This is a genomic window from Nocardioides dubius, from assembly GCF_039528155.1.
Classification (GTDB): Bacteria; Actinomycetota; Actinomycetes; order Propionibacteriales; family Nocardioidaceae; genus Nocardioides; species Nocardioides dubius.
Genome location: NZ_BAAALG010000003.1, coordinates 401,910 through 412,858, shown reverse-complemented (window position 1 = coordinate 412,858; position 10,949 = coordinate 401,910). Strand labels below are relative to the sequence as shown.

The following is a 10,949-nucleotide window of genomic DNA, read 5'->3' as shown; positions in this document are numbered from 1 at the left end:
CGCTGCCGCCCCCGCCCCGGCACCCGCTGCGGCCCCGGCTCCGGCGCCCGCTGCCGCTCCGGCTCCCGCCGCCGCACCCGCCCCTGCCGCCGCACCCGCTGCCACCGCAGCCGCGGTGAGCGGTGAGGCCGGCTACGTGACGCCGCTGGTGCGCAAGCTCGCTGCCCAGCACGGTGTGGACCTCTCCACCGTCGAGGGCACCGGCGTCGGTGGCCGGATCCGCAAGCAGGACGTCCTCGACGCCGCCAAGCCGGCTGAGGCTCCGGCTGCTGCCGCTGCTCCTGCCGGCAAGGCAGCCGCCCCGGTGACGCCGTCCCCGCTGCGTGGCAAGACCGAGAAGATGAGCCGCCTGCGCAAGGTCATCGCCAAGCGGATGATCGAGTCGCTGCAGACCTCCGCCCAGCTCACCCAGGTGGTCGAGGTCGACGTCACCAACATCGGTCGCCTGCGCGACGAGGTGAAGAAGGACTTCGCGGCGCGCGAGGGCGTCAAGCTGTCCTACTTCCCGTTCTTCGCCAAGGCGACGATCGACGCGCTCAAGCAGCACCCGGCGCTGAACGCCCAGGCAGACGTCGAGGCCGGTGAGATCACCTACTTCGACGCCGAGCACCTGTCGATCGCCGTCGACACCGAGCGCGGCCTGCTGAGCCCGGTGATCCACAACGCCGGTGACCTCAACGTGGCCGGCCTGGCCCGCAAGATCGCCGACCTGGCCGACCGCACCCGCAACAACAAGGTCACCCCGGACGAGCTCTCCGGCGGCACCTTCACGCTGACCAACACCGGCAGCGTGGGCGCCCTGTTCGACACCCCGATCATCAACCAGCCGCAGGTCGCCATCCTCGGCACCGGCACGGTGGTCAAGCGCGCCGTGGTGATCGACGACCCGAACCTCGGCGAGACGATCGCGGTGCGCCAGATGTGCTACCTGTCGCTGACCTACGACCACCGGATCATCGACGGCGCCGACGCCGCTCGGTTCCTCCAGGACGTCAAGGGTCGCCTCGAGGCCGGCGTCTTCGAGGTCTGACATGCACGTGGTGGCGGCAGGTGCGAGCGGTCTGTTGGGTCGTTCGCTCTGCCGTCACCTGACGGAGCAAGGGCACCAGGTCACCCGCCTGGTGCGTCGCGAAGCCGGCGCAGGCGAGTCCCGTTGGGACCCCTACGCCGGCTTCGTCGACTCCGGCCTGATCGCGGACGCCGACGCCGTGGTCAACCTCGCCGGCTCCCCCACCGCCGGCAACCCCCACTCCAAGAAGTGGGCCCGTGAGCTGTTGCAGAGCCGGGTCACCACGACGGCGGTGCTGGCCGAGGCGATCGGCCGGGCAGCCGCACCCCCGGTCCTCCTGGCCGGGAACGGGATCTCCTTCTACGGCGATCACGGCGACGACGAGGTCACCGAGGCCGCGGAGTCGCGCGGCGATGCCCTGCTGACCCGGGTGACCCGGCAGTGGCAGGCCGCCACGGTGGCCGCAAGCGACGCCGGTGCCCGGGTCTGCGTGCTGCGCACGGCTCCGGTGATGGACGCCGCCGCACCTCCGTTGGGTCCGCTGCGCCAGCTCGCCCGGCTCGGGCTGAGCACCCGGCTCGGCTCCGGTCGCCAGTACTTCCCGATGATCTCGCTGCGGGACTGGGTCGGCGGCGTCACCTTCGCGCTGACCCATGAGATGCACGGCCCGATCAACCTCTGCTGCCCGGTGACGCCGACCAATGCCGAGTTCACCCGTGCGCTGGCCGATGCCGTGCGCCGGCCCGCCTTCCTCGCCGTGCCCGCTCCGGTGATCAAGGTCGCCGCGGGAGCGATGGCGCCCGAGGTGCTCGGCTCGCTGCGCGCGGTGCCGCACGCCCTGCAGGACGCCGGGTACCGCTTCGCCGACCACGACGTCCGCGATGTCATCGCGGCCGGTCTCGCGCGCTGACACGCGCCACCTGCCACCCCGCGTCGGCACCGTGCACCAGCACCACCCGACGTCGATCGACACCGTCCTGCGGCAGCGCGACCTGGTGGGGCACCCCGTCGCCGACGATCCGGCCACCGGCGCTCCGCTCGTCGACCAGCAGCGCGATCCGGCCGGGCTGCTCGCTCAGCACCCGGATCGCGACCACCTGGCTGCGCAGCCCCTCCACGCGCAGGCCCCGGCGTCGGTACGCCTGCCAGATCGCGAGCTCGGCACGGGCCGCGCGGGCCGAGGCGTAGAGGGCGCGCACCTGCTCCGGCGAGCCTGCGGCCCAGGCCCGGCTGCGCCGCTCGCTCCACGCGGTGAGGACCGCCAACGCACGCAGCGCCGAGGGCCGTGGGAGCGGCTCCGCGCCCACCGCTTCGGCGCGCGCCCCGACCTGACCCCGATCAACCGGAGCGCCGCGATCCGGTGCCACCTCGACCGTGCGCGACGGGGCGCTGCGCAGCGCGGCGAGCACCACGACGGCACCCAGGAGCAGACCCAGCACCACCCCGAGGGTCAGCATCCGTCGCGTCGTCATGAACCTACTCTCAGGTAGATCCCGCTCCCCCGCATCCCGTCATCCACAGCCCCCGACCGCAGGCGTAGGGTCGACGTCGTGAGCCTTGAATTCCGTGTGGCAGGCCTGGGCGACCAGGCAGTCGACTACCTCGCCGCGTGGGAGCTGCAGCGCGGGGTGCACGAGCAGGTCGTGGCCGGTGCCGACCCCGTGGTGCTGCTCCTGGAGCATCCTCCGGTCTACACCGCCGGCAAGCGCACCGACCCGCACGAGCGGCCCGCCGACCCCGGCGGCGCGCAGGTGATCGATGTCGACCGCGGCGGCAAGATCACCTTCCACGGCCCCGGCCAGCTGGTCGGCTACCCGATCGTCAAGCTGCCGGAGGCGGTCAAGGTCGTCGACTACGTGCGTCGCGTGGAGGAGGCCCTGATCGCGGTCTGCGCCGACTTCGGCGTCACCACCGCGCGGGTCCCCGGCCGCAGCGGCGTGTGGCTGCAGGCAGACGCCCGCGGACCGGAGCGCAAGATCGCCGCGATCGGGATCCGGGTCAGCCGCGGGGTCACCATGCACGGCTTCTCCCTCAACTGTGACGTCGACCTGGCCTGGTACGACCGGTTCGTGCCGTGTGGGATCGCCGACGCCGGCGTCACCACGCTCTCGGCCGAGGCGGGCCGTCCGGTCACCGTCGAGGACGTGCTGCCCTCGGTGCGCACCCATCTGGCCGACCTGCTCTCCTGGAACGACTACCAGGCGACGCCGGACTACGAGCCGCGCCCGGAGCCCCCGCGGATCAGCCTGATCGCGCCGAGCGCGCAGCGCTGAGGCGCCGGTTCCGCAAACCGATCGCCCCCGCTCGGCGAACCTTTGGCGCGCCCACCGCGTCAAAGGTGAGGAGACTGCGAAGATCTCCCGAACGCACATCGAGCTAAGGGGCGCAACGTTGAGCGAGCTGGTCATCGAGACCCACGGGCTGCGGAAGGCCTTCCGCAGCCGGGGCGGGCAGACGCGAGTGGCCGTCGGCGGCTTGGACCTCGCCGTGCCGGCCGGGGGCGTGCACGGCTTCCTCGGGCCCAACGGCTCCGGCAAGACCACCACGATCCGGATGCTGCTCGGCCTGGCCGCCGCGACCAGCGGCCAGATGCGGCTGTTCGGGGTCGAGGTCCCGCAGCGGCTGCCGGAGGTGATCGACCGGATCGGTGCCGTCGTCGAGTCTCCCAAGTTCGCGCCGAACTTCAGTGGTCGGCAGAACCTGCTGCTGCTCTCGCGCTCCATCGGACAGCCGGACAGCCGGGTCGACGAGGCGCTGGCCGAGGTCTCGCTGACCGGCCGCGAGGACGACCACTACCGCGGCTACTCGCTCGGCATGAAGCAGCGCCTGGCGATCGCCGCGACCCTGCTCAAGAAGCCCGATCTGCTGATCCTCGACGAGCCCACCAACGGCCTCGACCCGGCCGGCATCCGGGAGATCCGGGAGACGATCCGCAGGCTCGGCGCCTCCGGCGTCACCGTGCTGCTCAGCTCGCACATCCTGGCCGAGGTGCAGCAGGTCTGCGACTCGGTCACCATCATCGGCGAGGGCCGGACCCTCGCCTCGGGCAACGTGGCCGACCTGATCGCCGGCACGTCGGCCTGGCGGGTCGTGGTCGCGGACGCCGCCCGCGCGGCGGCCGTGCTCGGTGCCGCCGGGTTCGCCGTGACCACCGACGAGAGCGGGCTGCTGGTGGAGACCGACGCTGACTCCGCGCAGATCACCCGGGCCCTCTCCGAGCACGGCCTCCACCTGCAGGAGCTGAGCCCGATCCGCCGTGACCTCGAGTCCGTCTTCCTGCAGCTGACCAGCGCCGCACACGAGGCGGAGGTGGCCTGATGAGGAGCCTGCTCAAGGTCGAGCTGACCCGGCTGCGCTGGCGTCGTGCGGTGCTGGTGATGCTGCTCGGCGCCGTGGTGGCGCCGCTGCTGATCGCTGCCGGAGTGCTGTGGGACACCCGCCCGGTCAGTGACGCCGACATCGCCCGGGCCAAGGAGGACGCCCAGTACTCGGCCGAGATGAGCCGCCCCGCCTATGACGATTGCGTCGCGGACCCGTCTGGCTACGGGGTGACGGCTGACGACGATCCGGCCTCGGCCTGTCGCGACATGGTCGGGTACTACCCCGACAGCGAGAACTGGCAGGACTACCTCTATCGCAGCGTGCTGAATCTGCCCGCTCAGCTCGACGAGTCCGCCTCCGCCGTCGCCGCGATCGTGGTGATCCTGGCGATCCTGCTCGGCACCACCTTCGTCGGTGCGGACTGGGCCTCCGGCTCGATGAGCAACCAGCTCCTCTTCGAGCCACGACGGACCCGGGTGTGGTGGGCCAAGGGGATCACCGTCGCGCTCGCCGGAGCCGTGCTCACCCTGCTGGGACTGGTGGTCTTCTGGGCGGTGCTGGGCACCGGCGCCGCGCTACGCGACGTCAGCGTCCCCGGCTCGCTGTGGGGCGACGTCGCCGGCCACGCCGGCCGGGCGATGATCCTCGGCGCCGCGGCAGCCCTCGCCGGCTTCGCGCTGACCATGTTCTTCCGCAGCACGGTGGCCACCCTCGGCGTCGTCGTCGTGGTCACCGCGTTGAGCTCGCTGATCGTCGGCCTGATGCCGATCGCCGACCCGATCCAGTGGCAGCCGACCATGCACGCACTCGCGTTCCTGCAGAACGGCTTCGACTACACGTACTGGCCGAGCAACTGCTGGGACAGCGACTGCGGCGAGGAGGAGCGCACCATCTCGATGCTGCGCGGCAGCCTCTTCCTCGGCACCTTGGTGCTCGCTGCGGTGGCCGCCTCGCTCGCCTCGTTCCGGCGTCGCGACGTCCCGTGATTCAGGGGCGCCGCAGGCGCCATCTCGCGCCGCCTGCGGATTGAGGGCCCTCACCGTCGGCGGCGTAGAGTGGACGCCGTGACGCAAGCGCCGCAGACCCAGCAGCCCAGCTCGCAAGCCACCTCCCCCGCAGCACCCAACGCGGAGGGCCGCAAGTTGTTGCGGCTCGAGGTGCGCAACGCGCAGACCCCCATCGAACGCAAGCCCGAGTGGATCAAGACCCGGGCCAAGATGGGGCCGGAGTACAAGTCCCTGCAGAACCTGGTGAAGTCCGAAGGACTGCACACGGTCTGCCAGGAGGCGGGCTGTCCGAACATCTTCGAATGCTGGGAGGACCGCGAGGCCACCTTCCTGATCGGTGGCGACCAGTGCACCCGGCGCTGCGACTTCTGCCAGATCGACACCGGCAAGCCGCAGCCGCTGGACCGTGACGAGCCGCGCCGCGTCGCCGAGTCGGTGCAGAAGATGCAGCTGCGCTACGCCACCATCACCGGCGTCGCCCGCGACGACCTCCCCGACGGCGGCGCATGGCTCTACGCCGAGACCGTGCGCGCCATCCACGAGCTCAACCCGGACACCGGCGTCGAGAACCTGGTCCCCGACTTCAACGGTGAGCCGGACCTGCTCGCCGAGGTGTTCGAGTCGCGGCCCGAGGTGCTGGCGCACAACGTGGAGACGGTCCCCCGGATCTTCAAGCGGATCCGCCCCGCGTTCCGCTACGAGCGCTCGCTGGACGTGATCACCCAGGCACGCAAGTTCGGCCTGGTCACCAAGTCGAACCTGATCCTCGGCATGGGCGAGACCCGCGACGAGGTCAGCCAGGCGCTGCGCGACCTGCACGAGGCCGGGTGCGAGCTGATCACGGTCACCCAGTACCTTCGTCCTTCGCTGCGCCACCACCCGGTGGAGCGGTGGGTGAAGCCGGAGGAGTTCGTCGAGCTCGCCGCCGAGGCCGAGGAGATCGGCTTCGCCGGCGTCCTGTCGGGCCCGCTCGTTCGCTCCTCCTACCGCGCCGGACGCCTGTACCGTCAGGCCTTGGAGCGCCGCACGCTGAGCGCCGAGGCCTGAGCCGCGGGCGCCCGCACCCCCTGTTGTTGAAGACCCCTTGTTGAAAGAGCAGTGATGTCGACTCCGACCCCGCCTGAGCAGTTGAACCGCCGCCAGCAGCTGGTGCAGACCTACCGGATGGCCAAGAAGACCGACCGGCTTCTGACCGCCTGGATGCTCGGCGCCTTCATCGTGGGTGCCGTGATCGGCTTCGCGCTCTTCTCGTTCCTGCCCGGTCCGCTCTGGCTCTTCCCGGTGCTCGGTGCGCTGCTCATCGGCCTGCTGCTGATGATGATCGTCTTCGGCCGGCGCGCGCAGAACGCCGCCTATCACCAGATGGACGGTCAGCGCGGTGCTGCCGCCGCTGCGCTGAGCATGCTGCGTCGTGGCTGGAAGGTCGACTCGGCGATCGCCGTCACCAAGCAGCAGGACGTCGTGCACCGGGTGATCGGCCCGCCGGGAATCGTCCTGGTCGCCGAGGGCTCGCCGAACCGGGTCAAGGGCCTGCTCGCCACCGAGCGCCGCAAGCACGAGCGCGTCGTCGCCGACACCCCGATCCACGAGGTCGTCTGCGGCAACGGCGAGGGCGAGGTGCCGCTGCCCAAGCTGGTCAAGCACGTCACCAAGCTCGGCAAGGGCCTCAAGGGCCCGCAGATGACCGACGTGCTCTTCCGGCTCAAGGCGCTGGACGCCAACCGCTCCGCGGTGCCGCTGCCCAAGGGCCCGGTGCCGACCAGCATGAAGGGCCAGCGCGGCAACCTGCGCGGCCGCTGAGCCTGACCGGCTCCCGCTGAACGAAGAGAACGAGGCGATGGGATCTGATCCCATCGCCTCGTTCGCGTCTCTGATCGCTAGCGGTGCCCCTCGGCTCCGATGATCAGCCGCCGGTGCCCGTGGCCGGCATCTCGGTGACCTGGTTGGCCGGCGGGGCCTTGATGTCGACCTCGGTGCCCCAGTCGGTCAGGTTCATCACGATCTTGCCGGCGGCCTGCATGTCGGCCTTCATCTGGGTGAAGCGGCCGTCGCCGTCCAGCCAGATGTCGTAGGTGATCGTCCTCGGCAGCTGCGCGGTGTCCGCTCCGCTGCCGATCAGGTTGCTGATCGCCTCGAGGTCGGCGGTGACCACGTAGTGCGTGGTGTCGACGCCGTCGATGCTCTCGCCGCCCTTGCTCTGCACGGACTGGACGCCCTCGGTGAAGAGCTCGAGCGACTTGCGCAGGTCGAGCGCGCCCATGCCGCCGCCGGTCTGGCCGCCCATGGCGTCCTTGACCGACATCTTCATCCACTTGCCCGCGGCGCCACCGGCTGCCGCCGGCATCTTCATGTACATGGTGTCATCGACCATGATGGCCTCCATGTCGCCCATCTGACCCATCTTCATCTTCATCTGGGTCGCGGGGGTGGACTGGCTGTAGTCCATGACGCCGGTGGCGTCGATGCTCATGCCGGACGCCGTCACCTGCATGGCGAACTTGGCGCTGGTGGACTTGTCGAGGCCGTCGGAGATCAGCTTGGTGAACTCGTCCGCGCTGACGTCGCCGGCGGGAACCGGCGCCGAGGACTCCTCGGTGTCGGTGCTCTCCTGCGTGGTCGGGGTGGGGTCGGTGGACTCACCGGCAGCCTGGGAGGTGGTCTCCTTGTCGCTGCTCTTGGAGTCGTCGTCGTCGCCGGTGCACGCGGCCAACGCCAGCACGACCACCGGAGTGATCGCGGCGGCGGCGAGGCGGCGTCGGGTTTGCTTGATACGCATGCCCGTCAACATAGCCAAGGAGTGGGCGGGCTAAACCCCGATTGCGCCGATTTTCAGCGACGGCCCTGGAGACTGGCCAGCGTCATCGTGGCCGACTTGGTGACCATGTCGTGCAGGCCGCGCCCGTCGGGACGGAAGACCAGCGGCGGGATGACCAGGGCGACCATGACCTGGCGCAGCAGGCAGTTCAACAGGCTCAGCGGGCGCCCGGAGCCGTCCACGTTGACGACCCGCAGGCGGCAGACGAGCTTGCCGAAGGAGCCGCCGAGGAAGGCGGTGAAGAGCGTGGACTCGAGGACGAAGACGCCCAGGATGTAGAGGGACGCCGCCGGGTCGTTGCTGTAGCCGTCGAGGCCGATGAAGCCGATCACCACCAGGACCGAGGCGGTCCAGTCGATGAGCAGGGCAAGGGCGCGCTGTGCCCACGAGGCTGTCTGATCCACGCCTCAGAGCCTATCGGGCGAGCCTCGCGCGCGACCTGCCGGGCGACCTGGAGGTGGTCGCTAACGTGTTACCTACCCGAAACAAAGCGGATATTGTCGAGAAACTGCCTCTGTCTAGGTTCAGAGGCTCATCCCGGTGCAGCGTCGCATCGGGATCTCCATCCGCGCTACTGCGGTCGGAGCCGAGGACGCCCTCGGCGCGGCCTAGGAGGACGAATGTTCGAAAACAGCGACGAGCTGTTCCGGTTCATCAAGGACGAGAGCGTCGAGATGATCGACGTCCGCTTCTGCGATCTGCCCGGCATCATGCAGCACTTCACCGTGCCGGTCTCTTCGTTCGACCAGTCGGTCTTCGAGGATGGCCTGAGCTTCGACGGATCGTCGATCCGTGGGTTCCAGGCGATCAACGAATCCGACATGTCGCTGTTCCCGGATGTGACCACCGCCTACCTCGACCCGTTCCGCGAGGCGAAGACGCTGGTCCTCAACTTCTTCATCCACGACCCGATCACCGGCGAGGCGTACAGCCGCGACCCGCGCAACATCGCGCGCAAGGCGCTGGCGTACCTCGACTCGACCGGGATCGCGGACACCGCGTTCTTCGCCCCCGAGGCCGAGTTCTACATCTTCGACCAGGTGCGCTACTCGACCGGCGTCAACGAGAGCTACTACCACATCGACTCGGTCGAGGGCTGGTGGAACTCGGGCAAGGAGGGCGACAACCTCGGCTACAAGACCCGGCTCAAGGGCGGCTACTTCCCCGTGGCGCCGTACGACCACTACACCGACCTGCGCGATGTGATGGTGAAGAACCTGGAGGCGTCCGGGCTGCTGGTGGAGCGGGCGCACCACGAGGTCGGCACGGCCGGTCAGGCGGAGATCAACTACCGCTTCGACACGCTGCTCAAGGCCGCGGACGACGTGATGAAGTTCAAGTACATCATCAAGAACACGGCGTGGGAGGCCGGCAAGTCGGTCACCTTCATGCCGAAGCCGATCTTCGGTGACAACGGCTCGGGCATGCATGTGCACTCGTCGCTGTGGAAGGGCGGCGAGCCGCTGTTCTACGACGAGGCCGGCTACGGCGGGCTGTCGGACCTGGCACGCTGGTACATCGGCGGCATCCTCAAGCACGCGCCGTCGCTGCTGGCCTTCACCAACCCGACGGTGAACTCCTTCCACCGGTTGGTGCCGGGCTACGAGGCGCCGATCTCGCTGGTCTACTCGTCGCGCAACCGCTCCGCGTCGATCCGGATCCCGCTGACCGGCGCGAACCCGAAGGCCAAGCGCGTCGAGGCGCGGTTCCCGGACCCGTCCGCCAACCCGTACCTGGCGTTCTCGGCACTGATGCTCGCCGGCGTCGACGGCATCAAGAACAAGATCGAGCCCGCCGCCCCGATCGACAAGGACATCTACGAGCTCCCGCCGGAGGAGATGGCCGACATCGACCAGGTGCCCACCTCGCTCGGCGCCGTGCTCGAGGCGCTCGAGGCCGACCACGACTACCTGACCGTCGGCGACGTCTTCACCCCCGACCTGATCGACACCTGGGTCTCCTACAAGCGCGAGCACGAGATCGCGCCGGTGCAGCTGCGCCCGCACCCGCACGAGTTCGAGCTGTACTACGACATCTGAGTCGTGCACTGATCGCGTCGCGCACACGATCGAGCGATGGCCTTGGGGTTTCCCTGGGGCCATCGCTCATTTGCAGCAGGCAGCGCCGGCAGGACACTGCGCGTCACTCCGCCCAGATCGACGCTGCGCTCCGACCAGGCATCCGCCTGTGCAACCCGGGAGGCGTAGGCACTGTCACTTCGCCTTGAGACGGTCGAGCGACGTTGGTCCGAACCCGCCTGAATGTCCGCTTTCCACGGACAACAGTCGGACCTCACCGGTAACGTGCGCTGATCAGGCGAAGGGGGCTGCGGAATGCTGGACGCAAACGGACTGCTACCAACGGGACTGGTCAAGGTGACCGCAGAGCAGGTCCATGAGCACTTCGTCGTACCGTTCGCGGCATCGAAGACGCGCCAGCGACTGTACGACCAGTGGCTCTTGCACCGGCAGGCAGTCGCCGTGATCGTTCCGATCGAGCGCCAGTGGGTGAACGGCAGCTACGTCACGGGCAAGGTCGATCCCGGCGATATCGACGTTGTGACCTTCATCGACGGTGATGCGTTGAACGCGCTTGACGCACCACAGCAGGCGATCCTGAGCGACCTTATGGATGGACACTCGACAAGGGACAGGTGGGGCATCGACGCGTTCCTCGTTCCGACCTACGCTGAGGGACATCCTGACCGTACGGCGGCTCGCAAGGCTGAGGGCTACTGGCGGAGAATGTGGACGAACGTCAAGGGCACGACCCTGACGAAGGGCTTTCTGGAGGTGAG

The 10,949-nt window shown here is 69.3% G+C and carries 12 protein-coding genes; 9 read left to right on the top strand and 3 right to left on the bottom strand.

The window, feature by feature from the left end:
- On the top strand, positions 1-1,030 hold a 1,030-nt coding region (gene sucB, locus ABD151_RS06160; RefSeq protein ID WP_343992374.1), incomplete at its 5' end, for a 2-oxoglutarate dehydrogenase, E2 component, dihydrolipoamide succinyltransferase.
- Position 1,031: 1 nt separating this feature from the next.
- Complete coding sequence (locus ABD151_RS06155; RefSeq protein ID WP_343992372.1) at positions 1,032-1,919, top strand: TIGR01777 family oxidoreductase; 888 nt, start codon at positions 1,032-1,034, stop codon at positions 1,917-1,919.
- Here ABD151_RS06155 and ABD151_RS06150 read toward each other — a convergent pair.
- The gene (locus ABD151_RS06150; RefSeq protein ID WP_343992370.1) at positions 1,894-2,481 is read right to left on the bottom strand and encodes a hypothetical protein; all 588 of its coding nucleotides are present in this window, start codon (positions 2,479-2,481) and stop codon (positions 1,894-1,896) included. The genes ABD151_RS06155 and ABD151_RS06150 overlap by 26 nt on opposite strands.
- 78 nt (positions 2,482-2,559) lie before the next feature.
- Here ABD151_RS06150 and lipB point away from each other — a divergent pair, with 78 nt between their 5' ends.
- The 5 genes from lipB to ABD151_RS06125 all read left to right on the top strand — a co-directional run bounded on the left by lipB (position 2,560) and on the right by ABD151_RS06125 (position 7,137).
- Positions 2,560-3,282, top strand: coding sequence for a lipoyl(octanoyl) transferase LipB (gene lipB, locus ABD151_RS06145; protein ID WP_343992368.1), 723 nt, complete (start codon positions 2,560-2,562; stop codon positions 3,280-3,282).
- A 118-nt stretch (positions 3,283-3,400) separates the two neighbouring features.
- Positions 3,401-4,327: an ABC transporter ATP-binding protein gene (locus tag ABD151_RS06140; RefSeq protein WP_343992365.1), complete on the top strand. Its 927-nt coding sequence runs from the start codon at positions 3,401-3,403 to the stop codon at positions 4,325-4,327.
- Positions 4,327-5,316, top strand: a complete 990-nt coding sequence (locus tag ABD151_RS06135) for an ABC transporter permease subunit (protein ID WP_343992363.1) — start codon at positions 4,327-4,329, stop codon at positions 5,314-5,316. The genes ABD151_RS06140 and ABD151_RS06135 overlap by 1 nt, the downstream gene beginning before the upstream one ends.
- Before the next feature lie 156 nt (positions 5,317-5,472).
- On the top strand, positions 5,473-6,384 hold the full coding sequence (lipA, locus tag ABD151_RS06130) for a lipoyl synthase (RefSeq protein WP_343992390.1): 912 nt from the start codon (positions 5,473-5,475) through the stop codon (positions 6,382-6,384).
- A gap of 54 nt (positions 6,385-6,438) precedes the next feature.
- Positions 6,439-7,137, top strand: coding sequence for a DUF4191 domain-containing protein (locus ABD151_RS06125; RefSeq protein ID WP_343992361.1), 699 nt, complete (start codon positions 6,439-6,441; stop codon positions 7,135-7,137).
- 103 nt (positions 7,138-7,240) lie between these two features.
- On the opposite strand, the gene ABD151_RS06120 is transcribed toward ABD151_RS06125, so the two are convergent.
- Together ABD151_RS06120 and ABD151_RS06115 are read right to left on the bottom strand one after the other, a co-directional pair.
- Complete coding sequence (locus tag ABD151_RS06120) at positions 7,241-8,113, bottom strand: SCO4651 family lipoprotein (RefSeq protein ID WP_343992359.1); 873 nt, start codon at positions 8,111-8,113, stop codon at positions 7,241-7,243.
- 53 nt (positions 8,114-8,166) lie between these two features.
- A complete protein-coding gene (locus tag ABD151_RS06115; protein WP_343992357.1) occupies positions 8,167-8,556 on the bottom strand; it encodes an RDD family protein in 390 nt (129 codons plus the stop codon).
- A gap of 216 nt (positions 8,557-8,772) precedes the next feature.
- On the opposite strand from ABD151_RS06115, the gene glnA reads away from it, so the two are divergent.
- Both glnA and ABD151_RS06105 read left to right on the top strand, forming a co-directional pair.
- Positions 8,773-10,191, top strand: a complete 1,419-nt coding sequence (gene glnA, locus ABD151_RS06110) for a type I glutamate--ammonia ligase (protein ID WP_343992355.1) — start codon at positions 8,773-8,775, stop codon at positions 10,189-10,191.
- 336 nt (positions 10,192-10,527) lie between these two features.
- Positions 10,528-10,949, top strand: a 422-nt coding sequence (locus ABD151_RS06105) for a DUF6932 family protein (protein ID WP_343992353.1), incomplete at its 3' end; no start/stop codon positions are given.